Source organism: Streptomyces sp. NPDC018029 (assembly GCF_044327655.1).
GTDB lineage: Bacteria > Actinomycetota > Actinomycetes > Streptomycetales > Streptomycetaceae > Streptomyces.
The window spans coordinates 336,819-358,028 of sequence record NZ_JBIRFV010000006.1 but is presented as its reverse complement, the minus strand read 5'-3'; the positions used below and the strand labels follow the sequence as shown (position 1 = coordinate 358,028).

The window sequence follows — 21,210 nt, the reverse complement described above, 5'->3', positions numbered from 1 at the left end:
CGGCGTAGGCTCGCCACCATGTCTGTTTACGATGCGGTAGAGATCGAAAGCCTGCAGGGCGGCCCCGCCGACCTGCGCCAGTACGAGGGCAAGGCCGTCCTGGTCGTCAACGTCGCCTCCAAGTGCGGGCTCACCCCGCAGTACGCGGGTCTGGAGCGGCTCCACGAGCAGTACGCGAGCCGGGGCTTCAGCGTGCTCGGCGTGCCCTGCAACCAGTTCATGGGGCAGGAGCCCGGCACGTCCGACGAGATCGCCGAGTTCTGCTCGGCGACGTACGGCGTGACCTTCCCGATGACGGAGAAGGTCGACGTCAACGGCGAGGCGCGGCATCCGCTGTACGGGAAGCTCGTGGGCACGGCTGATGCCGAGGGGCACACCGGCGATGTGCGATGGAACTTCGAAAAGTTCTTGATCGATCCGGCGGGCAACGTCGTGGCCCGCTTCTCGCCCCAGACCGAGCCCGACGCCCCCGAGCTCGTCGCGGCCGTCGAGGAGCACCTGCCGGCCTGACTGACCTCCGGACGACCGGACCGTCGGGTGCGTCCACCCGGCGGTTCGGGTCCTGGCGGGTCGGGTCCCGGCGATTTAGGCGCTCCGGGCGGCGGTCCAGGGATACCTCCAGCCGGGCCAAGCCGATCTGCGGACTCCCGGCGGCGCTCCTACGGTGGCTGAATGGTCATCAGGAACCTTTCGCGCTCCTCCTCCGTACGCGCCGGGGCCCTCTCCCTCGGCGCTCTGGTCCTCCTGTCCTCACCGGTTGCCGCCTCGGACGTCCCGGCCGAACCGGCGCCCCCGCGGCCGCTCCCCGCGTACTCGTCCGCCCTGCTCGACCAGGCCGGTGTCCAGGTCAGGCCCGGCCTCGGCGCGCCCGCGCTGCCCGCCGACGTGTCCGCCCGCGCGTGGCTCGTGGCGGACGCCGGTACGGGAGAGGTGCTCGCGGCGCGGGACGCGCACCGCCCGCTGCCGCCCGCCTCGACGCTCAAGTCCCTCTTCGCCCTGTCGACGCTCTCCCGGCTCGACCCCGAGCTGCGGCACGTCGTCGCGGAGCACGAGCTGGACGGGGTGGGCGAGGGCAGCAGCATGGTGGGCGTGGCGGAGGGCCGCGCCTACCGGGTCGCCGACCTGTGGCGCGGCGTGTTCCTCAGCTCCGGAAACGACGCCGTGCACGTTCTGGCGGGTCTCAACGGCGGCCTGGAGAAGACAGTTCGGGAGATGCGGGCCAAGGCGCGCGAGCTGGGCGCGAACGACACGCACGTGGTGTCGCCCGACGGCTACGACGCCGCCGGGCAGGTCTCGTCGGCGTACGACCTGGCGGTCTTCGGCAGGGCCGGGCTCGCCGACCCGGAGTTCGCCCGCTACTGCTCGACCCGCGTCGCGCACTTTCCCGCGGGAGGCTGGTCGTACCCCATCCAGAACACCAACCGGCTGCTGACCGGCGCCGACGGCGTGGCGCCCTACCCGGGCCTGCTCGGCGTCAAGAACGGTTACACCAGCCACGCGGGCGCCACCCTGATCAGCGCGGCCCAGCGCGACGGGCGCACGCTCGTCGTCTCGGTGATGAACCCGCGAGGGGGCAGCGGGCGCGCCGTGTACGAGGAGGCGAGGGCGCTGCTCGACTGGGGGTTCGCTGCGGCCGGGAAGGTGCGGCCGGTCGGCTCGCTGCAGCCGCCGCCGAAGAAGGTCCGTACGGCGCCGGCCGCCAGCCCCGCGCACGCGGCCGGACAGTCCGCCCTGGCCGTGCAGCCGGGGGACTCCGACTGGCCGGCGGTGCTGCTGGTCGTCGCGGGCTCCGTCGTCCTGCTCGCGGGCTGTGTCGTGGCGGCCCGGCGGCGGACGGTGCGGCGCCGGAGGGCTACGGTGGCCCGACGCACGGACCCCGAACGCGCCGTGGAGTAGGACGGCCTCCCGGGATCCATGGGGTGCGTGGGGTGGGTAGGTGGATCGGGTGCGGCTGGTGTCGTCCAGTACGCGGACGCGGGGAGGGCTCGGGGTGAGCGATCTGCTGGGGGTGGCCGTGCTGGGAGCGGGCCACATGGGCGCCGATCACGTGCGGCGGATCGGCGAGACGGTGGGCGGGGCCCGCGTGGTCGCGGTCGCGGATCCCGACACGGCACGGGCGGAGGCGGCGGTGGCGGGACGCGAGGGAGTGTCCGTGCACCGCGAGGCGTCGGCGGCACTCGGCGCTCCCGGGGTGGAGGCGGTCCTGGTGGCATCGCCGGAGGCTGCGCACGAGGAGGCGCTGCTCGCGGCGTGCGCGCGCGGCCTCCCGGTGCTCTGCGAGAAGCCCCTCACCCCTGATTCCGCCTCGGCCCTGCGAGTCGTGGAGGCGGAGACCCGGCTGGGACGCAGGCTGATACAGGTCGGTTTCATGCGCCGGTACGACGCCGAGTACGCGGCCCTGAAGACGCTCCTCGACTCCGGGCGCCTCGGCCGTCCCCTACTGCTGCACTGCCGTCACCGGAACGTGTCGTCTCCCCCGCACTTCACCTCATCCATGCTGATCAGCAGCTCCGTCTCCCACGAGATCGACGCGGCACGGTGGCTGCTCGGCCAGGAGATCACCGCGGTGACCGTGGTGCGGCCCACGCCGTCGGCAGGCGCCCCGGACGGGCTGCTCGACCCGCAGCTGGTGCTCTTCGAGACGTCGGGGGGCGCCGTCGTCGACGTGGAGGTCTTCGTCAACTGCGGATTCGGTTACGAGGTGGCGTGCGAGGCGGTCTGCGAGCGCGGCAGCGCCCGGCTCGGCGACGCGCACACGATGGTCGTCCGGTCGGCGGGCCGCACGCACGAGGAGATCCCGCAGGACTACGTGGTCCGATTCGCCGACGCGTACGACCGTGAGGTGCGGGCGTGGGTCGCCGCCGCCCGTGACGGCCGGGTCACGGGGCCGAGCGCGTGGGACGGGTACGCGGCCGCGGCCGTCGCGGAGGCGGGCGTCGCGGCGCTGGACACCGGCACGCGGGTGACTGTGGAGATGACCGAGCGGCCCGCGCTGTACCACTGACGTCCAGCGGAGCGCTCAGACCCCGCCGAGCAGGCGCGACAGACCCTCGTCGAAGTCGATTCCCTCGCTCTCGCCGCCCGCGGGCACCACGGCGTACGACTGCACCAGGAAACGGCGCAGCGCGATCTTGTCGAACTGCACCAGCGCGAGACCCTGATGGGAGTGGAACTCCAGGACCGTGCGGGCCCTCCCGCACGGCCAGACATGCACGTCACCGCTGCCCGTCGGCGCCGTGAGGCCCTCCTCGAGGAGCTGCCGGGCGAAGATCCACGTGACCTCCGCGCCATCGAGCGAGGCCTGCGAAGGGAAGGTCATCTGGACGGCCAGCGGATCCTCCGCCGAGTAGCGCAGGACCACGGGCAGGGCACGCTCACGACCCTCGGGGGTGACGAGACGGGCACGGGCGGGCTGTTCGAGGGTGACGGCCATGAGCGGACTCCACTTCTGATGTTTCCAGTGCTCGGTCTTGCGGTTCCGGGCGCCTGTGCCCTTATGACCCCTCAGGGAGGGGCGGTATTACGCCACGATGTCGAATTTTCCATGTGACCTACATCACTCTTCTCTCATTGGCCGGACATCTGGCACCTGGAGTCTCGAACTCGGCGGAGTCGACCAACACGCCCGTCGGGTGCCCGCCACAAGCGAGTACACGCGTGCCTTTGAGGAACATCAGCCACGCGGCCTACGCGTGCCCACTCACCGCCCACGCCTGATCGCCGACGATCTCGGCGCGGAGGCGGGCGCGAGGCCCCTAAGCTCGGTGATCGGCACGGCAGTTGCCGTGAACGGGAGCGGCGGGGGAAAACCATGATGGGTACGGGCCGGCGCCGGCTGTGGCTGACGACGGCCGTGGGCGGGATCGGGCTGAGCCTGTACGCGGGCTGGCTGACCGTCGACGACTTCCGCGACCGATCTGCCGGCGAACGCGACATCGCCGCGGCCTGCGACCACCTGGTTTCGGGGGCACAGGTGATGGATTTGCAGGGCGGCATGATGCGAGCGCAGTCCGACGACGACAACGATTATCGGCTCGACGTGCGGCATCTGCCCAGCGCCTGCACCGTCTACAGGGTGAGTGGCTCGCACAGGCCCGCCGAACTGTTCCGGCTGATCGTCAGGAGCAGTGATGACTCCGAGCCGGTCAACAAGATCGGCGACAAGGGCTCCCCGTTCTTCACTCGCGAAGGGGGACGTCCGAAGCGCGACGTCACCGCGGTCGCCGACCGCAAACCCGAAGAGTGGCCGCTGGGCGACGGCAGGCTGGGCTCGTACACGAACTTCCGCATCACGGTTCGTGCCGAGTGCGGCCCCGGCAGCGGCCGAGCGGCGCCGAAACTGCTGAATGTCACCGCCGTGGCTCTCTACCCGGAAGTCTCCGCCGATGACCGCCGGCGCCTGGCCCACCTCGCTCGCTCGGCCACGCAGCAGCTCACCCAACGGATCAACTGTCGAACCGAACTACCGGCTCTGCCCGAGCAGATGAGCCCGGTCCCATCGAAGCTGCGCCCGGCCGTCTCGGCCGCTGGTTCCTGCCGTTGGGCCGGCCGACTGGCCAAGAAACAGGGACAGGCCCGACTGCCCGACCGCGCCCTCACGGTCCCCGCCCGCAATGCGAACCCCGCCGAAGGATGCCTGCTGGCCGTGGGCCCCAGCCAGGTGCGAGCCATCGCCGAGACCTTGGACGTCGACCAGCGCGAGTACGCCCGGCACGCACTCACAGGCTCGCCCTGGTGGCTGCGCACGATGTCCTACTTCGGTGCCGAGGCAGAATCCGTGGGCTTCCAGGAGAGAAGCGACGACAAGAGGCTCAAGCCGGGAACGGCGGGAGGCGGGGACGGCATATGGTGGGCATCCTCCATCTGCGACGGCAAGCCCGCCCTGCACACCCTTACCGTCGACTTCTTGTACGACAACATCCTCGGCCACAAGGCGCTGAATTCCCTGTTCCGCGCCTACGTCGACGACATCACCACCCGGCGCGGCTGCACTGGCGTCACCTTTCCCGCCGCCAAGAACTTCCACGACGTGTGACGGGGCGGGCGGACCCCGGCCAGGCAACCGCGGCGACGCCGATGCCGATGAGCAGCCACCCGGCGGCCCCGTGGAATCCGGTTGCCTGAGCGCCTGATTCGTCCGCAGGATCTCGATCATGACGTCTTCCGCACGCACCCTCACCCTGGAGCACTTCCGGTGGATCGAGGGCCACGCAGACGTCTGGCGGATCTTCCGTGACTCCGTGGCGCTCGCCACGATTGTCCGCGAGCTGATCTGCCCGTTCAGGGACGACGACGTCACGGTGGTCTGTGGAGTCGAGTCGCGGGGGTTCCTGCTCGGCGCGGCAGCGGCCGTGGAACTGGGCGTCGGTTTCTTGCCAGTGCGTAAGCGGGACGGGCTCTTGCCGGGAGAGAAGGTCACCCGGCGCAGCGAGCCCGACTACCGGGGCACGCGTCAGGAGCTGCGTCTGCAACGGGCTGCGGTAGGCCCCGGGGACCGAGTGTTGCTGGTCGACGACTGGATCGAGACGGGCAGCCAGGCGTCGGCCGTGCGGTCGATGGTTGAGGAGTGCGGCGGGCAGTGGGCCGGCTGCTCCGTCGTCGTCGATCAGACCGCCCCGGCTCAGCGGGCGAACCTGGGTGTCCGCAGCATCGTCACCGCCGCTGAACTTCCGCCCTGGCATGGGCAGTCCCAGCTCGGCGGATGCTTCCAGTCACATCACTGGCCCCGCCGTTGGTGAGCCGCCAGGCGACGGTCCATGCGGCCTGCCCGACGCTCCTGATCCATGGGTCCCACAGCGACGTGTGGGCGGCCGGTCGCGCCCGGGACATGGTGGCCCGCCGGGCCGGCACTGTCCGCCGTGTCAAACCGTCCACCGGGCACGTCGTGCACCACGATGTGCCGGACCACTTCGCTGGCGCGGGCACCGCCTTCCGCCTTCCTCCACCGGTCGTTTTCTTGAGCCAAGGGTTTCCGGCCACCAGGCGGGTACCCAAATGGCGGAATAGCCGGAGGTGGGGGCCCCGGTCTCGATCGAGCCCGCAGTCCTAGGTCGCCGGTCCTCGTCCCCCCAGCCCCCAGTCCTCCTCCCCGCCCCGTCACAAGATCGACCTCCGGCCGGATACCACCCCACGGGCGCCGGGACGAGCATGCAGGTGAAGGTCCGCCGCCCGGTGGGCCCCCGGCACTGGAGTGCGTCATGTCGTACCCGAGCAACTTCTCGTACCCCCCGCCCCGCTACCACGGCAGCAAGGGCGAGGTGAACGCGTCCTTCCGTACGGCCGACACTCCGCCGGACATCTCCTCGCCGGGCGGGGCCACGCACTACCTCGCCACGCATGAGTCGACCGGCGGCGAATTCGGGCTCTACAAGTCGGAGTTGGCTCCGCGGTCCGCGGGGGCCAAGACGCACTTCCACAAGGCCATGTCGGAGTCCTTCTACATCCTCTCCGGCCAGTTGGAGCTCTACAACGGCGAGAAGTGGGTGACGGGCCGTGAGGGCGACTTCCTGTACGTCCCCGTCGGCGGTCTGCACGCCTTCAAGAACGTCACCGACGAGCCCACGTCCATGTTGATGCTGTTCTCGCCCGGCGCCCCGCGCGAGGAGTACTTCGAGCAGGTCGCGGAAGTGGCGCGGCGGGGCGCCGAGGAGCTCAAGGAGTTCCGTATCCGGCACGACAGCTATTTCACCGAGGACATCGAGGACTTCGAGCCCGGAGCGGAGTGACGCCGCCTGTCCGGGCGGGCGGCGCCGCGTCCGGCCATGCGCCACGCCCCGCCGCGATGCAGGATGGCCTCATGCTGCTCGCCCGGCTCGCACACGTGTCCAAGGAAGTGGCCGCCACCTCGGCGCGGTCCCGGAAGATCGCCCTGCTCGCCGAGTTGTTCCGGGCCGCGGAGCCGGACGACGTGCCGATCGCCATCCCCTATCTGTCGGGCCGACTGCCCCAGGGCCGGCTCGGCATCGGCTGGAGCACGCTCAAGCACACGGTGCCGCCCGCCGCCGAGGCGACGCTCACGGTACGCGGGGTGGACGCGGCGCTCACCGCGATCGGTTCGGTGGCGGGCGCCGGGTCGCAGGCCGAACGCAAGCGTCTCGTCGGCGAGTTGATGAGCGCCGCGACCGCCGACGAGCAGCGGTTCCTGCTCGGGCTGCTGACCGGCGAGGTCCGGCAGGGGGCGCTGGACGCGGTGGCGGTCGAGGGGCTCGCGCTCGCCACGGGGACCCCGGCGGACGCCGTGCGGCGTTCGGTGATGCTCGCCGGTTCCGTGGCCCCGGTCGCCCAGGCGCTGCTGGCGGACGGGGCGGCGGCCCTGGACGAGTTCCGGCTGACCGTGGGCCGCCCGGTCCTGCCGATGCTCGCGCACAGCGCCGCCTCGGTCGCCGAGGGCATCGACAAGCTGGGGGCGTGCGCGGTCGAGGAGAAGCTGGACGGCATCCGCGTGCAGGTCCACAGGGAAGGCGACGTCGTACGCGTCTACACCCGCACCCTGGACGACATCACCGCCCGGCTCCCCGAGCTGACCTCCGCGGCTCTCGGTCTTGAGGGGTCGCACTTCATCCTGGACGGCGAGGTCATCGCGCTGGACGCCGACGGGCGGCCGCGGCCGTTCCAGGAGATCGCGGGGCGCGTCGGTTCACGGGTCGACGTGTCGACGGCGGCGGCCGGGCTGCCGCTCTCCCCCGTCTTCTTCGACGCCCTGTCCGTGGCCGGTCGTGACCTGCTCGACCTGCCGTTCACCGAGCGCCACGCGGAACTGGCGGCGCTGGTGCCCGAGCCGATGCGGGTGCGGCGCACTCTCGTGGCGGACCCGGCCGACGAGCGGCAGCGCGGCGAGGCCCAGGAGTTCTTCGAGGCGACGCTGGGGCGCGGCCACGAAGGGGTCGTGCTGAAAGGGCTCGACGCCCCCTACAACGCGGGCCGCCGGGGTGCCTCCTGGCTGAAGGTCAAACCCGTTCACACCCTCGACCTGGTCGTCCTGGCCGCCGAGTGGGGCCACGGCCGCCGCACCGGCAAGCTCTCCAACCTGCACCTGGGCGCACGCCGGCCCGACGGCACGTTCGCCATGCTGGGCAAGACGTTCAAGGGGATGACGGACGCGATGCTCGCCTGGCAGACCGAGCGCCTCCAGGAGCTGGCGGTCGAGGAGAACGGTTACGTCGTGACGGTGCGGCCCGAACTGGTCGTGGAGATCGCCTACGACGGGCTCCAGAAGTCCACCCGCTACCCGGCCGGCGTCACGCTCCGCTTCGCCCGGGTCGTGCGCTACCGCGAGGACAAGTCTCCCGACGAGGCGGACTCGGTCGAGACGGTCCTGCGGAGCGGCCCCGCCCCGGCGTGATTTTGCCAATCCTTGGCCCCGATAGGGTGACAGCCGGGGGAGATCATCCATCACGCAAGGGGAAAAGCTGTGCCCGCCTCACGACTCAGCCGTACGCCGCTCCCAGGCATCGGCATCCGGTACGACCTCACGACCCGGGAACAGCGGCGTCTGTCGGTGGTCGCGCACCGGGACGGTGCGCGGACGCTGAGCGCCTACCGGTCCGACGACCCCGACGAGTGCGCGCTGTCGCTGCGGCTGAGTTCGGGCGAGGCCGACGCGCTGATCGACGCCCTGATGCCCTCCCACCACAGTCCGACCCTGCTGCACACCACCGACCTGGGCCTGGTCGCCGAGCGCGTGCTGCTGTCGGCCACCTCGCACTGGAACGGGCGGCTGCTCGGCGAGACCCGGATGCGGACCGAGACCGGCGTCTCGATCGTGGCCGTGCTGCGGCGGGCCGAGGCCATTCCCTCGCCGGCGCCCGACTTCCGGCTGGCCGGCGGGGACACCCTGATCGTCATCGGGACGCGCGAGGGCGTGGAGACCGCCGCGACGATACTCGGACGGGAGTGATCGCGTGCACTCCGCTGTCTTTCTGATCGAATTCGGCGCGATCATCCTCGCCCTGGGGCTGCTCGGCCGGTTCGCGGGGCGTTTCCGGTTCTCGCCGATCCCGCTGTACCTGCTGGCCGGGCTCGCGTTCGGCGAGGGCGGCCTGCTGCCGCTCGGCGCGAGCGAGGAGTTCGTCGCGATCGGCGCCGAGATCGGCGTCATCCTGCTGCTCCTGATGCTCGGCCTCGAATACACGGCCAACGACCTCGTCAGCAATCTCAAGACGCAGTACCCGGCCGGTCTGGTCGACTGCACGCTGAACGCCCTGCCGGGTGCCGTCGCCGCGCTGCTCATGGGCTGGGGTCCGGTCGCCGCCGTCGTGCTCGCCGGTGTCACCTGGATCTCCTCGTCCGGTGTCATCGCGAAGGTCCTGGGGGACCTCGGCCGGCTCGGCAACCGCGAGACCCCGGTCATCCTCAGCGTCCTGGTCCTCGAAGACCTGGCGATGGCCGTCTATCTGCCCATCATCACCGCCCTGCTGGCCGGTGTCGGGCTGGCCGCGGGCAGTCTCACGCTCGCCATCGCGCTCGGCGCCGCGGGGATCGTCCTCTTCATCGCGGTGCGGTACGGGCGGCTCATCTCCCGGTTCGTCTCCAGCGACGACCCGGAGAAGCTGCTCCTCGTGGTGCTCGGCCTGACCATCCTCGTGGCGGGCATCGCGCAGCAGCTCCAGGTGTCCGCCGCCGTCGGCGCGTTCCTGGTCGGCATCGCGCTGTCCGGCGAGGTCGCCGAGGGCGCGCACACGCTGCTCGCGCCGTTGCGGGACCTCTTCGCGGCCGTCTTCTTCGTCTTCTTCGGGCTGCACACCGACCCGACGAGCATTCCGCCGGTGCTGCTGCCCGCGCTCGCGCTCGCCGTCGTCACCGCTCTGACGAAGATCGCCACCGGGTACTGGGCGGCCCGCCGCGCGGGCATCTCGGTCAAGGGCCGCTGGCGGGCCGGTGGTGCGCTGGTGGCGCGGGGCGAGTTCTCCATCGTCATCGCGGGGCTCGCGGTCACCGCGGGCATCGAGCCGTCGCTCGGACCGCTGGCGACGGCGTACGTACTGATCCTGGTGATCGTCGGCCCCCTGACCGCCCGGTACACGCAGCCCATCGCGGGATACGTCGGCGGGGTCCTGGCACGCCGCCGCGAAACCGAAGACGGCGGCACCCCCGAGGTGCCGGTGCCCCGGGACACGGTCGAGGTCCTGGACGGACAGGACGTGGCCGACCGGCCGTAGGCACCGCAGGCACCCTGGGGGCGACCGCCTACGCGCGAGGCGGCGCCGCTAGCCGAGGCATCTGGGCCGGAAGTCCGGGTCGGCCGGACCCTTCCGGCCCAGTGCGTCGAGGACCCACTGGGCGGCGACCGGGTCCTTCGTCACCTGGTCGTGCAGGAACGGGTCCAGCGGACAGCGGTCCTGCAGGACGACATTGGTGACGTACTCCTTCGGCCCGTTCAGCAGGGCGCTCGTGTACGGGATGACGATCTCGTCGTACCGCGTGGTGAGGACCGTGTAGTCGGGCCCCGCCGGTGTCTCGGTGCCCTCGTTGAGCCTCGTGAGCAGCTCGGAGCCCGCCATCTGGTCGAGGCAGGCGGGGCACGCGAGGTCGCCGAGCGGCTTGGTCAGCGGGTTGGTCGTGCCGTGGTTGGACGGGACGAGGCCGATCAGGTCGTCGACCTTGTCCGCGCCGCCGAGGAACTTCACGTAGTAACGGGGCATCATGCCGCCCTGGCTGTGCCCGACGAGGTCCACCTTCGCCGCGCCCGTGGCGCCGCGCACGGCCTCCACGAAGTCCTTCAGCTCGGCGGCCGACCGCGGGACCGGAGCGGTCGCCAGCTTTCCGTAGTTGAACGCGAAGACGCAGTAGCCCGCCTTCTTCAGCTTCGGCGAGAGCGTGGCCCAGTTCTCCGCCATCAGCTTGAACGTGCCGTTGACCAGGACGACCGGCTCGGGATGTGCCGGGTCCGGCTTGCAGGACCAGTCGTTGGCGCCGCGGGGCGGGATGCCCAGGACCGAAGCCGGCGCGGAGGCGGCGGGTGACGCGTGGGCGGGGGCGGCGAGGCCCACGACTCCGAGGGCGAGGGCGGCCGCGGCGGTCAGCAGGGACCGGACGGCGGGGCGCAGGTGCATCGGCATTCCCATCGTGAGGTGGTACGCGGTGATCTCTTGAGGTGGCACGCGGTGAACGTGCCAAGTGGCGCATGGACGAACGCAGTTCGGCAATGCCGACCACTGGACGAGATCATTTTCGTTGCGTACACATCACGTCAAGGGGTTTTGGCGGTTGCGCGCGCTATACGGGCACTTCGGGCATCTCTTGGACTCGCCGCCCCGCACCGGGCCGCCGCCTGGCACGATGCTCCCCATGACCTCAGGGCCCGGGTTCCGCCTCGCACGAGCCGCGATGTTCGCGGCCGTGTGCGTGGTGGCGACGGCCCTCGGCCACACGGTCATGTCCGGTGCCGCGCTGCCCTGGTGGGCGGTGGGTTACGCGTTCGCCGCCACGGTGGCCGCCGCGTGGTGGCTCACCGGGCGTGAGCGCGGCGCGGTGCCCGTCACCGGCGCCACGGTCGCGGCCCAGCTGTGCCTGCACGAACTGTTCGGCCTGGCACAGCGGATGGCTGCCCCGACGGACGGGAGCGGGCCGCCGGGCGCGGCGCGGGCCCACCCCGACGACGGCATGAACCACCTCAACCACGCGATGCCGACGACCGTGCCGCCGTCCGGTGCCGGCTCGTCCGGCGCCGCCATGTACGGGGCCGCGATGCCGGACGAGGGCATCTCCCACTGGGTCATGTCCGTGTTCGGGCACAGCGGCCTCGGCATGTTCCTCGCCCACGTCGTCGCCGCGCTGATCTGCGCCCTGTGGCTGTGGCGCGGTGAGGCCGCGGCCTTCCGTACCGGACGCGCTCTCGCCGCGGCCGTCTTCGTACCGCTGCGGCTCGTTCTCGCGATCCTCGTCGCGTCCCTGCCGCCGGCGCCGCCGCACGTCGGTGCTCTCGTACCCGTGCCGCGGCTGCGCGGGGTCCTTCTCCAGTACGTCGTCTCCCGCAGAGGTCCGCCGGTCCTTCCGGCCAGTTCCTGACACCGCCCGCACCCCTCGGTGCCGGGCGGATCTTCGGCGTCCGCGCACGCGGGGCGGGTCCACTCCCCCGCCGTGCGTCCACGCCGCTTCCCGAACTCCCTTCACCGAAGGACCTTTTGCGATGACCCATACCCTTGTGCGGTCCCGGACCGACGCGGACCGGAGCCGTGACGACCAAATCACCCAGTGGGCGCTGGCGGCGCGCGACGGCGACGCCCGGGCATTCGAAGAGTTCGTGCAGGCCACACGCCGCGACGTCTGGCGCTTCGTCGCCCACCTCAGCGGCGACCTGCACGCCGCCGACGACCTGACCCAGGAGACGTACCTGCGGGCCCTCACCGCGCTGCCCGGCTACGCCGCCCGGTCCAGTGCCCGCACCTGGCTCCTCGCCATCGCACGCCGGGCCGTCGCCGACCGTTTCCGCACGGCGGCATCCCGGCCGCGGATCGCCGACACCGGCGACTGGCAGGCGGCCGCGGAGCGGGCCCAGCCGCGCGGCCTGCCCGGCTTCGAGGAGGGCGTGGCCCTGCTCGACCTCCTGGAGACGCTCGACGCGCCGCGCCGCGAGGCATTCGTCCTCACCCAGCTCGCCGGGCTGCCGTACGCGGACGCGGCGGCCGCCGTCGGCTGCCCGATCGGTACGGTCCGCTCGCGCGTGGCCCGCGCGCGGGAGCGCGTGAGCGAGCTGCTGCTCGCGGCGGACCACGCCGCATAGCGGTCCGCCACGCGCTGGTCGCCGCTCGGCGGTTCCGCACCACCGTGCCGGACCTCCCCGTGGAGGTCCGGCACGGTGCGCGACGAGCCTCCCCGTGCAGGTCCGGCACGGTGCCGCGACGATCCCGGTCGCGGGCTCCGAGCAGGGCGTTTAGCGTGGTTCGGGGGCGTTTGGAGGCCATCGCCATGGACCGTGAAGCCGTGCCCGCGTCGGAACCCGCCCCGGTGCCAGGCTCCGCACGCGACACCGGACCGTCCGCCTCCGTGCCACACGGGGGAGCCTCCGTGCCACACAGCGGAGGCGGCCGGCACGAGCACCGCTGGCTGATCCTCGCGGTGGTCGGCATCGCGCAGCTCATGGTCGTCCTCGACGCGACGATCGTGAACATCGCGCTGCCCTCGGCCCAGCGGGACCTGGGGTTCACCGACGGCAACCGCCAGTGGGTCGTCACCGCGTACGCGCTCGCCTTCGGCTCCCTGCTGCTGCTCGGCGGGCGCATCGCCGACCTGGTGGGGCGCAAGATCGTCTTCCTCGCCGGTCTGGCCGGCTTCGCGGTGGCGTCGGCGCTCGGCGGCGCCGCGACGAGCTTCTCGATGCTGGTGGCGGCCCGGGCGCTGCAGGGCGTGTTCGGCGCGCTGCTCGCGCCCGCCGCCCTGTCGCTGCTCACGACCACGTTCACCGATCCCCGCGAGCGCGCCAAGGCGTTCGGCATCTACGGCGCGATCGCCGGCGCGGGCGGCGCGGTGGGGCTGCTGCTCGGCGGCGTACTCACCGAGTATCTGGACTGGCGCTGGTGCCTGTACGTGAACCTCGCGTTCGCCGCGGTCGCCATGGTGGGCGGCGCGCGGCTGCTGCACGCGGGCGCGCCGCCGGACCGGCCCAAGCTCGACGTGCCCGGCACGCTGCTGGTGTCGGCCGGCCTCTTCTGCATCGTCTACGGCTTCTCCAACGCGGAGACACACGCCTGGAGTGACGCGCTCACCTGGGGCTTCCTCGTCGTCGGCGCCGTGCTCCTGGCGGTGTTCGCCTGGTGGCAGACGCGCGCGGCCCATCCGCTGCTGCCCCTGCGGGTCGTCCTCGACCGGGACCGCGGGGCGTCGTTCCTCGCGATGTTCATCTCGGGCGCCGGCATGTTCGGGGTGTTCCTGTTCCTCACGTACTACTTGCAGCAGATCCTGGAGTACACGCCCGTCAAGACCGGGCTGGCCTTCCTGCCCATGGTCGCGGTGATGGTGGTGGCCTCCGTGGTGACCACCAACAACCTGCTGCCGCGGATGGGCGCGAAACCGATCGTGCCGCTCGGCATGGGGCTCTCGGCCGCCGGCATGGCCTGGCTGACCGCCCTCGACGTCAGCAGCGGATACGCCGCCCATGTGCTGCCGCCGCTGCTGGTCGCCGGCCTCGGCCTCGGTCTCATCTTCGCCCCGGCGATGAGCATGGCGACCGCCGGTGTCGCGGCGCACGACGCGGGCGTCGCCTCCGCCATGGTCAACACCAGTCAGCAGGTGGGCGGTTCCATCGGCACGGCCCTGCTCAACACGCTCGCCACGACCGCGGCGTCCAACTACCTTGTGGGCAGGAAGCCGACACCGCAGGTGGAGGAGCAGGCGGCGATGCAGTCGTACTCGACCGCGTACTGGTGGTCGGCGCTTTTCTTCGCGATCGGCCTCGTGGTCACCGTCGTCCTGTATCGCAAGGGGCCGCCCGCGCCGACGGAGACAGGCAGTGGCGCGGTCCACATGTAGGGCGGTGACGCGATGACTTCGGGCCCGGCTCCTGCTCCGGCTCCGGGCGCGGCCCCGGACTCCGGCGGTGGTGACGGTGGCGGAGTCGTGCTCGCCTCCGCCCGCGGCCGCTGGGTCCTCGGCTGCGCGGTGCTCGCCTCGGGCATGGCCCTGCTCGACGGCACCGTCGTCAACGTCGCCCTGCCGACGCTCGGCCGGGACCTCGACGCGTCGATCTCCGCCCTCCAGTGGGTCGTCAACGCCTACATGCTCACGCTCTCGGCTCTGCTGCTGCTCGGCGGAGCGCTCGGCGACCGCGTCGGGCGGCGGCGCACGCTCGTCATCGGGGTGGTGTGGTTCGCGGCGGCGTCCGCGCTGTGCGGCCTCGCGCAGGATGCCGGGACACTGATCGCGGCGCGCGCCCTGCAAGGCGTCGGCGGGGCACTCCTGACACCCGGTTCGCTGGCGCTCGTCCGCGCCTCGTACCGCCCGGAGGACCAGGCCCGCGCGGTGGGCGCGTGGTCGGGACTCGGTGGTGTGGCGGGAGCGGTCGGCCCGTTCCTCGGCGGCTGGCTGATCGACGGGCCCGGCTGGCGGTGGATCTTCCTGATCAACGTGCCGCTGGCCGCGCTGGTGCTGTTCGCGGCGCGGCACGTGCCGGAGAGCCGCGACGAGGCGGCCTCCCGGCGGCCGTTCGACGTGACCGGCGCGTGCCTGGCCGCGCTGTTCCTCGCCGGCGTCAGCTTCTCGCTGATCGGCGCGTCCGGTGACACATCGGCGGGCGGGGTGGTCCCGCCGGGGGTGCTGGGTCTCCTGGCGGGCGGCGTCTTCGTCCTGGTCGAGCACCGCAAGCGGAATCCGATGCTGCCCCTCGAACTGTTCCGCTCCCGCCTGTTCACCGCGGCCAACGTCATGACGTTGTGCCTGTACGCGGCCATCGGCGGGATCCTGTTCATGCTGCCGGTGCAGTTGCAGACGACGCTCGGGTACGAGGCCCTGGAGGCGGGCACGGCGACGCTGCCGATCACCGTACTGATGCTGCTCCTGTCCGCGTCCGCCGGTGACCTGGCACGGCGTCTCGGCCCGCGGCTGCCGCTCGTCGCGGGGCCGTTGGTGGCAGCCGCCGGGGTGCTCCTGATGCTGCGGGTGCGGCCCGGCGCGGCGTACGTCACCGACGTGCTGCCCGCGGTGGTCGTCCTCGGCCTCGGCATGAGCGTGTTCGTGGCACCGCTCACGGCGACCGTGCTGGCCTCGGTGGACGCGAGCCGCGCGGGACTCGCCAGCGGCGTCAACAACACGGCGGCGCGCATCGCGCAGCTGCTCGTCGTCGCCGGACTGCCGCTCGCGGTCGGCCTCTCGGGCACGGCGTACGCGGATCCGGACGCGCTGAACACCGCCTTCGGCAAGGCCGCCGTGGGCTGCGCGGCCCTGTTCGTCCTCGCGGCGGCGGCCGCCGCGCTGTTCGTCAGGCCGAGCCCGCCGGCCTGGCACGGCGCACGCGGCAACGAGCCGCGGTGCAAGACCTGCTGCGACCTTCAGGCGCCTCCGCTGGAGCCCGGGGGGCGTCCCGCGGAGTGACCGGAGTGACCGGAGTGACCGGAGTGCGCGCAGTGACTGGTGGACACGGCTAGCGGGGCGGTGTCTCGCGTACGAACAGCGTCACCGACACGCTCGCCTCGAAGCCGTTGCGCCGCATCAGGGCGGACGACGCGGTGTTGCGGGACTCGACGTCGGTCACGACGGCGCTCGCTCCCGCCTCCGTGAGCGTCGCGCAGCAGGCCTTCACCAGCCGGCTCGCGATGCCCTGTCCCTGATACTCGGGGGCGCTGGCGATCCACTCCAGGTTGCCCCAGTCGGAGCGCTGGTCGAAGCCCATCGAGCCGAGCACGAAGCCCGCGAGGTGGTCCCCGTCCAGCGCGACCCAGCACGCGGACGCCTCGCTGTCCAGGTGCCTCGCGATCGCGGAGAGCGACCAGGAGGTGTACGGCTTCACGGACGTGTCGTAGACGCGGCGGCCCAGGGCGAGGACGTCGGCCAGATGGGCGGCCGTCATCGGCGCGAGACCGATTCCGGCCGGGTGGTCGGGCGCGGCGGGATGGTCCGGCACGGAGGGGTGGTCCGGCGCGGCGGAGTGGGACATGGGGCCTCCAGGGGGGGGCGGGCGCGGCGCCGCGCCGCGGCTGTCTGCGCCTCACGCTATGAGGCGGCCGCTGCTCGCGCACGCCGAAGCACCGGCCCGGAGCGACCCCCGTGGGCGCGCTCGAAGCGCCGCGACGCGGTGTCGGAACGCTCCCTCGAATGGCCGAAAGGTCGCACCGCCCGCCTCCCACATCCCAACTCACCCGCACCGAAGGTCCTTTGATCGGTTGGACGCCTGTCCGAGGCACCCCTCCGGAGCCCTTATCGTGGACCGCATGTCCGTTCCTGAGCTGATCCGTATCGTCTCCCGCTCCTCCCCCATGGCCCTCGCCCAGGTGGAGCGCGTCCGCACCGAACTCGCCGCGCTGCACCCCGGTATCCGTACCGAGGTCGTGCCGGTCACCACTTCGGGGGACCGCTGGATGGGCGATCTGGCGGCGCTCGGCGGCAAGGGAGCCTTCACCAAGGAGGTCGACGCCGCGCTGCTCGCCGGTGAGGCGGATCTCGCGGTGCACTGCGTGAAGGACGTGCCGGCGGACCGGCCGCTGCCCGCGGGCACCACGTTCGCCGCGTTCCTGAAGCGGGACGACATCAGGGACGCGCTGATCCACCCCGGCGGGCTCACGCTCGACGAGCTGCCCGCGGGGACCCGCATCGGCACGTCGTCGGTCCGTCGCGTCGCGCAGCTCGCCGCTTCGCACCCGGAGTTGGAGTGCGTCCCGATGCGGGGCAACGCGGGCCGCCGGCTGGAGAAGCTCGCCGCGGGCGACGCCGACGCCCTGCTGCTCGCCCAGTCGGGCCTGGACCGCATCGGCCGCCCCGAGCTTGCCAGCGAGATCCTGTCGGTGGAGACGATGTGCCCGCCGATCGGTGCGGGCATCCTCGCCCTGCAGTGCCGCGAGGGCGACACCGCGACCATCGACGCCGTGACGGACCTGGGCGACAAGGACGCCTGGCGGGAGGCGACCGCGGAGCGCATGTTCCTGCACGTGCTGCAGGGCCACTGCAACTCGCCGATCGCCGGGTACGCGCGCTCGGAGCGCGGCGGGGACCTGTCGCTGCGCGCCTGCGTGTTCACGCCCGACGGCAAGACGGTGCTCAACGCGCACGAGTGGGCGGGCCCGCTCGACCCGGCGACGCTCGGCACGTCCGTGGCCGTGGCGCTGCTGCGGCAGGGCGCCCGCGAGCTGATCGACGGCATCGCCCACTGAGCAGCACCGGGTGAACCCGCGGGCGTGGTGCGGGAGATGCGGCAGGTGTGGAAGACACGGCAGATGCGCGGCGGGCGATCCGCGCCTCTGTCACAGAACGTCGACAGCGCCAACCGGACAGCCGGTTGCCTCCTCTTGCACGGCGGACCGACCGACAGCCCGTCCGCCGCGTTCCGCCGTGTGCGGTCACCGAGGAGACCTTCACCATGCCCGAGACAACCGCTTCCGTGCCCCGGCGTCCGCGCGCCCGCGCCACGGGACGCGCCGTGGCCGTTACGGCCCTGGCCCTCGCCGTCACAATCCCGGCGACGGCCGCCACAGCCACGACCGCGACCGCGCAGACCCGTACCACCGCCGCCGACCCGGTCTCCGTCCTGAAGTTCACCGCCGACGAGCGCAAGGACGCCCTCGCCTACTGGACGCCCGCCCGCATGAAGGCCGTCGGGAAGTCGGTGGACCTCGGCCCCACCGGGCCGAAGGCCAAGCCATGGCGCGGCACCGCCTTGAAGACGGTGGGCCGGCTCTTCTTCGTCAACGCGAGCGGCGCCGACACCTGGTGCACGGCCACCGCGGTGAAGAGCGCCAACCGCTCCGCCGTCATGACGGCGGCTCATTGCGTACGCCGGGGCTCCTCCCCCTACAACACCAACTTCTCGATGGTCTTCGTCCCCGGCTACAGCAAGGGCAAGGCGCCGCACGGCGCGTTCGCGGTCCGCCGGGCGGCGACCCCGCGCACCTGGCAGGTGGACTCCGTGAACGACATGTCCGCGCTGACCGTCGACGCCGGCAAGGACGGCAGGAAGCTCACCGACGTCGTGGGCGGCCAGCCCATCGCGTTCAACCGTCCCGTCGGCGGCACCATCTCCTCCTTCGGCTACTCCGCCACCCGCCCGCAGCTCGGCGAGGAACTCCTCCGCTGCGTCGGTACGGCGAAGAAGGAGCACGGCACGCAGGTCATCCCCTGCGACATGAGCGGCGGCTCAAGCGGCGGCCCGTGGCTGGCCGACTTCGACGCGAGCACCGGCAAGGGCGTCCTCGTCTCGGTCAACAGCTCGCTGGACAACCTGACGCCGACCAAGATGTACGGAGAGGTGCTGGGGGCCACGGCCAAGAAGGTGTACGACCGGGCTCAGCAGAACTGACACGGCCGTACGTGCAGAGGGGACGGCGGCGGTGTGTGACAGGACTTCTCGCCAGGTGTGACGGGAGTGCTCCCGGTAGATGATGAAACGATGACAGCGCCCCTGATCTGCGGTTCCGCGGGTTCTGCTGGACGACATGAACACCGAGAACACTCCTTCCCCCCACCCCCGGCGCCCCCTGTGGCGCACGACTGCGATCGCCCTCGTGGCGGCGGGGAGCATCGCCGCTCTCGCCGCCTGCGGTGGCGGCAATGGCGACTCCGGCTCCGGCTCCGGCGACCGGCACAAGAACACGAACGCGGACTCGAAGGCGAACGCACCCAGGGTCCTGTGGATGGGCGACTCCATCGCCGGAGCCGAGGCCCCGGCTCTCGGCGCGGCGTTGCGAGCCGACGGCGCGCCCTTCAAGTCGATGGCTGCCGACGGTGGCGGTGGCGTCATCGGTGAGATCGCCGAGCCGACCTGGGACCAGCTGCCCAAGGAGCTCACGTCCTTCAAGCCGGACGTCGTCGCGTACCAGATCACCACCTACGACTGGGGCAAGCCCGGCGAACAGCGTGCCGCCTACGAGAAGCTGGCCGAGAAGGTCGGTGCCGCCGGCGCCGAACTCGTCTTCGTCACCGCGCCGCCCTTCAAGATCGACGACTTCTACAAGCCGCATGAGGCCGAGATCAAGACGGCCGCGAAATCGGCCCGGGCGGTGGCCGAGCGGCACCAGGGGAAGGTCCGCTTCCTCGACGCCTCCGCCCTGTGGGGCACCGACAGCGGTGCTCCCAAGGCGCAGCGCAGCAAGGACGGCATCCACTCCTGCCAGCAGGGTTCGGCCGCCTTCGCGCAGTGGCTGAGCAAGGAGCTGGGCCGGTTGTACTCCTTCACGCCCGCCCCGGCCGACCGGTGGGCCACCGGTTCGTGGACCGGCGACAAGGTCTACAGCTCGCTGGGCTGCAAGTAGTCACGCCTTCCGGAAAGAAGCCCATGCCCGCGCCCGCCCCTGCCCTGTCCCCCACATCCACCGCCGTCCCGGGCTCCGCCTCCGCGGCGTCCCCGCCCCGCCGTCATATCGCGCCCTTGGACGGTCTCCGCGGGCTGGCCGTCCTCGGCGTGCTGCTCTTCCACGCCGGCCGGTTCAGCGGCGGCTTCCTCGGCGTGGACCTGTTCTTCGTCCTGTCCGGGTTCCTGATCACCGGTCTGCTGCTCAAGGAGACGGCCCGCGACGGCCGCGTCGACCTGGTCGCCTTCTGGGGGCGGCGCGCCCGCCGCCTGTTTCCCGCCCTCGCCGTGGCGCTCGCGGGAACCCTGCTCCTGGTGTGGGCCTTCGGCTCGCCCGCCCTGCTGCGCTTCGGGCTCGACGACACCCCCTGGGTGCTCGGCAACCTCGCGAACTGGCACTTCATCGCCGACCAGGTCGGCTATTGGGACTCCGCCGACACCCGCGTGTTCAGCCACCTGTGGAGCATCGCGGTCGAGGAGCAGTTCTACCTCGTCTGGCCGCCGGTCCTCTGGCTGCTGGCGCGCGGCCGGCGCCCCCGCGGTCCCCGGGCCGTGGGGGTGCGGGTCGCCGTCGTGGCCGCCGCCGGGGCCGCGGCCTCGCTGGCGCTCATGATCGCCTTCACCGGGCCCGTCGACACCACGCGCGTGTACGAGGGCACGGACACCCGCGCCTTCTCGCTGCTCCTCGGCGCGCTGATGGCGACCGGGCCGGCCTCCCGCCTCGTGGCGCGGCTCGGGGCGCGGGCCGCGTCCTGGGCGGCCCTGGTCCTGGCCTGCGGGATCGTGACGTATTGGCTGCTCGCCGACGGGCAGAACTCCCCCTCCCTGTTCCGGGGCGGACTGTTCCTCCACGCGCTGGCCGCGGCCCTGCTCATCGGCTGCCTCGCGCACACCCCGGACAGCCCTGTCGGCCGCGTCGTGGGCAGCGCCCCGCTCCGCTGGTTCGGCGCGATCTCCTACAGCCTCTACTTGTGGCACTGGCCGGTGTACGTCCTGCTGAGCGAAGAGCGCCTGGGCACGGCGGGCTGGGACCGTACCGCGATCATCGTCGCCGTCTCCGTCGCGGCCGCCACCCTGTCCAAGTACCTGGTGGAAGACCCCGTGCGATTCCGCGCCCGCTGGGCACACGGCCGCTCCGGAGCGCTCGCACTCCTGACCGCCCTCGCCGCGCTGGCCGCTCTGTGGGCGGTGATTCCCGAGCCACGGTCCGGGGCCGGGTCCGTGGACATCACCCGGCTCGCCGCCTGCGCCCCAGAACTCACCCACGGCGACAAATGGTAAAG

Annotated in this window: 20 protein-coding genes; 17 read left to right on the top strand and 3 right to left on the bottom strand. The window is 72.1% G+C overall.

What is annotated here, in order from left to right; genetic code table 11:
• Positions 1-18 precede the first annotated feature (18 nt).
• The 3 genes from ACH4D5_RS20695 (at position 19) to ACH4D5_RS20685 (ending at position 3,004) form a co-directional block, all read left to right on the top strand.
• Positions 19-510, top strand: a complete 492-nt coding sequence (locus ACH4D5_RS20695; protein ID WP_398304345.1) for a glutathione peroxidase — start codon at positions 19-21, stop codon at positions 508-510.
• A gap of 162 nt (positions 511-672) precedes the next feature.
• A complete protein-coding gene (locus ACH4D5_RS20690; RefSeq protein WP_398304343.1) occupies positions 673-1,896 on the top strand; it encodes a D-alanyl-D-alanine carboxypeptidase family protein in 1,224 nt (407 codons plus the stop codon).
• Between the two features lie 94 nt (positions 1,897-1,990).
• A complete protein-coding gene (locus tag ACH4D5_RS20685; RefSeq protein ID WP_398304340.1) occupies positions 1,991-3,004 on the top strand; it encodes a Gfo/Idh/MocA family protein in 1,014 nt (337 codons plus the stop codon).
• A gap of 15 nt (positions 3,005-3,019) precedes the next feature.
• Here ACH4D5_RS20685 and ACH4D5_RS20680 read toward each other — a convergent pair whose 3' ends face one another.
• Complete coding sequence (locus tag ACH4D5_RS20680; protein ID WP_398304337.1) at positions 3,020-3,433, bottom strand: SsgA family sporulation/cell division regulator; 414 nt, start codon at positions 3,431-3,433, stop codon at positions 3,020-3,022.
• A 378-nt stretch (positions 3,434-3,811) separates the two neighbouring features.
• Between ACH4D5_RS20680 and ACH4D5_RS20675 the strand changes: the two genes are divergently transcribed.
• From ACH4D5_RS20675 to ACH4D5_RS20650, 6 genes are all read left to right on the top strand, one after another.
• Entirely contained in the window at positions 3,812-5,035 is a 1,224-nt protein-coding gene (locus ACH4D5_RS20675; protein WP_398304335.1) for a hypothetical protein, read from the top strand.
• A 118-nt stretch (positions 5,036-5,153) separates the two neighbouring features.
• Positions 5,154-5,738, top strand: coding sequence for a phosphoribosyltransferase family protein (locus ACH4D5_RS20670; protein ID WP_398304333.1), 585 nt, complete (start codon positions 5,154-5,156; stop codon positions 5,736-5,738).
• Between the two features lie 459 nt (positions 5,739-6,197).
• Positions 6,198-6,725 (top strand): cupin domain-containing protein, encoded by a 528-nt coding sequence (locus ACH4D5_RS20665; protein ID WP_398304330.1) that lies wholly within the window; start codon positions 6,198-6,200, stop codon positions 6,723-6,725.
• A gap of 71 nt (positions 6,726-6,796) precedes the next feature.
• Positions 6,797-8,341, top strand: a complete 1,545-nt coding sequence (locus ACH4D5_RS20660; RefSeq protein ID WP_398304871.1) for an ATP-dependent DNA ligase — start codon at positions 6,797-6,799, stop codon at positions 8,339-8,341.
• 69 nt (positions 8,342-8,410) lie between these two features.
• The gene (locus ACH4D5_RS20655; RefSeq protein ID WP_398304328.1) at positions 8,411-8,896 is read left to right on the top strand and encodes a cation:proton antiporter regulatory subunit; all 486 of its coding nucleotides are present in this window, start codon (positions 8,411-8,413) and stop codon (positions 8,894-8,896) included.
• 4 nt (positions 8,897-8,900) lie between these two features.
• Entirely contained in the window at positions 8,901-10,157 is a 1,257-nt protein-coding gene (locus tag ACH4D5_RS20650; protein WP_398304325.1) for a cation:proton antiporter, read from the top strand.
• A 48-nt stretch (positions 10,158-10,205) separates the two neighbouring features.
• On the opposite strand, the gene ACH4D5_RS20645 is transcribed toward ACH4D5_RS20650, so the two are convergent.
• Positions 10,206-11,051 carry an alpha/beta fold hydrolase gene (locus ACH4D5_RS20645; protein WP_398304868.1) on the bottom strand — a complete coding sequence of 282 codons (846 nt, stop codon included), beginning with the start codon at positions 11,049-11,051 and terminating at the stop codon, positions 10,206-10,208.
• A gap of 235 nt (positions 11,052-11,286) precedes the next feature.
• On the opposite strand from ACH4D5_RS20645, the gene ACH4D5_RS20640 reads away from it, so the two are divergent.
• The 4 genes from ACH4D5_RS20640 (at position 11,287) to ACH4D5_RS20625 (ending at position 16,023) form a co-directional block, all read left to right on the top strand.
• On the top strand, positions 11,287-12,006 hold the full coding sequence (locus ACH4D5_RS20640; RefSeq protein ID WP_398304322.1) for a hypothetical protein: 720 nt from the start codon (positions 11,287-11,289) through the stop codon (positions 12,004-12,006).
• Positions 12,007-12,127: 121 nt separating this feature from the next.
• Positions 12,128-12,721 (top strand): sigma-70 family RNA polymerase sigma factor, encoded by a 594-nt coding sequence (locus ACH4D5_RS20635; RefSeq protein ID WP_398304319.1) that lies wholly within the window; start codon positions 12,128-12,130, stop codon positions 12,719-12,721.
• A 185-nt stretch (positions 12,722-12,906) separates the two neighbouring features.
• Complete coding sequence (locus ACH4D5_RS20630; protein ID WP_398304316.1) at positions 12,907-14,466, top strand: MFS transporter; 1,560 nt, start codon at positions 12,907-12,909, stop codon at positions 14,464-14,466.
• A 12-nt stretch (positions 14,467-14,478) separates the two neighbouring features.
• Entirely contained in the window at positions 14,479-16,023 is a 1,545-nt protein-coding gene (locus tag ACH4D5_RS20625) for an MFS transporter (protein ID WP_398304313.1), read from the top strand.
• A gap of 49 nt (positions 16,024-16,072) precedes the next feature.
• On the opposite strand, the gene ACH4D5_RS20620 is transcribed toward ACH4D5_RS20625, so the two are convergent.
• Positions 16,073-16,585 carry a GNAT family N-acetyltransferase gene (locus ACH4D5_RS20620; RefSeq protein WP_398304310.1) on the bottom strand — a complete coding sequence of 171 codons (513 nt, stop codon included), beginning with the start codon at positions 16,583-16,585 and terminating at the stop codon, positions 16,073-16,075.
• A 274-nt stretch (positions 16,586-16,859) separates the two neighbouring features.
• On the opposite strand from ACH4D5_RS20620, the gene hemC reads away from it, so the two are divergent.
• The 4 genes from hemC (at position 16,860) to ACH4D5_RS20600 (ending at position 21,208) form a co-directional block, all read left to right on the top strand.
• Positions 16,860-17,795, top strand: a complete 936-nt coding sequence (hemC, locus tag ACH4D5_RS20615) for a hydroxymethylbilane synthase (RefSeq protein ID WP_398304307.1) — start codon at positions 16,860-16,862, stop codon at positions 17,793-17,795.
• 206 nt (positions 17,796-18,001) lie between these two features.
• Positions 18,002-18,937: a trypsin-like serine peptidase gene (locus ACH4D5_RS20610; protein WP_398304304.1), complete on the top strand. Its 936-nt coding sequence runs from the start codon at positions 18,002-18,004 to the stop codon at positions 18,935-18,937.
• Between the two features lie 136 nt (positions 18,938-19,073).
• Positions 19,074-19,889: an SGNH/GDSL hydrolase family protein gene (locus tag ACH4D5_RS20605; RefSeq protein ID WP_398304301.1), complete on the top strand. Its 816-nt coding sequence runs from the start codon at positions 19,074-19,076 to the stop codon at positions 19,887-19,889.
• A 23-nt stretch (positions 19,890-19,912) separates the two neighbouring features.
• Positions 19,913-21,208 (top strand): acyltransferase family protein, encoded by a 1,296-nt coding sequence (locus ACH4D5_RS20600; RefSeq protein ID WP_398304299.1) that lies wholly within the window; start codon positions 19,913-19,915, stop codon positions 21,206-21,208.
• Positions 21,209-21,210 lie beyond the last annotated feature (2 nt).

Bases quoted from the DNA above. Each gene is read 5' to 3' on its own strand.
- ACH4D5_RS20610 (WP_398304304.1), top strand. From the start codon at position 18,002: ATGCCCGAGACAACCGCTTCCGTGCCCCGGCGTCCGCGCGCCCGCGCC.
- hemC (WP_398304307.1), top strand. From the start codon at position 16,860: ATGTCCGTTCCTGAGCTGATCCGTATCGTCTCCCGCTCCTCCCCCATG.
- ACH4D5_RS20635 (WP_398304319.1), top strand. From the start codon at position 12,128: ATGACCCATACCCTTGTGCGGTCCCGGACCGACGCGGACCGGAGCCGT.
- ACH4D5_RS20665 (WP_398304330.1), top strand. From the start codon at position 6,198: ATGTCGTACCCGAGCAACTTCTCGTACCCCCCGCCCCGCTACCACGGC.
- ACH4D5_RS20675 (WP_398304335.1), top strand. From the start codon at position 3,812: ATGATGGGTACGGGCCGGCGCCGGCTGTGGCTGACGACGGCCGTGGGC.
- ACH4D5_RS20620 (WP_398304310.1), bottom strand. From the start codon at position 16,585: ATGTCCCACTCCGCCGCGCCGGACCACCCCTCCGTGCCGGACCATCCC.
- ACH4D5_RS20645 (WP_398304868.1), bottom strand. From the start codon at position 11,051: ATGCACCTGCGCCCCGCCGTCCGGTCCCTGCTGACCGCCGCGGCCGCC.
- ACH4D5_RS20670 (WP_398304333.1), top strand. From the start codon at position 5,154: ATGACGTCTTCCGCACGCACCCTCACCCTGGAGCACTTCCGGTGGATC.
- ACH4D5_RS20695 (WP_398304345.1), top strand. From the start codon at position 19: ATGTCTGTTTACGATGCGGTAGAGATCGAAAGCCTGCAGGGCGGCCCC.
- ACH4D5_RS20630 (WP_398304316.1), top strand. From the start codon at position 12,907: ATGGACCGTGAAGCCGTGCCCGCGTCGGAACCCGCCCCGGTGCCAGGC.
- ACH4D5_RS20690 (WP_398304343.1), top strand. From the start codon at position 673: ATGGTCATCAGGAACCTTTCGCGCTCCTCCTCCGTACGCGCCGGGGCC.
- ACH4D5_RS20640 (WP_398304322.1), top strand. From the start codon at position 11,287: ATGACCTCAGGGCCCGGGTTCCGCCTCGCACGAGCCGCGATGTTCGCG.
- ACH4D5_RS20625 (WP_398304313.1), top strand. From the start codon at position 14,479: ATGACTTCGGGCCCGGCTCCTGCTCCGGCTCCGGGCGCGGCCCCGGAC.
- ACH4D5_RS20660 (WP_398304871.1), top strand. From the start codon at position 6,797: ATGCTGCTCGCCCGGCTCGCACACGTGTCCAAGGAAGTGGCCGCCACC.
- ACH4D5_RS20600 (WP_398304299.1), top strand. From the start codon at position 19,913: ATGCCCGCGCCCGCCCCTGCCCTGTCCCCCACATCCACCGCCGTCCCG.
- ACH4D5_RS20680 (WP_398304337.1), bottom strand. From the start codon at position 3,433: ATGGCCGTCACCCTCGAACAGCCCGCCCGTGCCCGTCTCGTCACCCCC.
- ACH4D5_RS20605 (WP_398304301.1), top strand. From the start codon at position 19,074: ATGAACACCGAGAACACTCCTTCCCCCCACCCCCGGCGCCCCCTGTGG.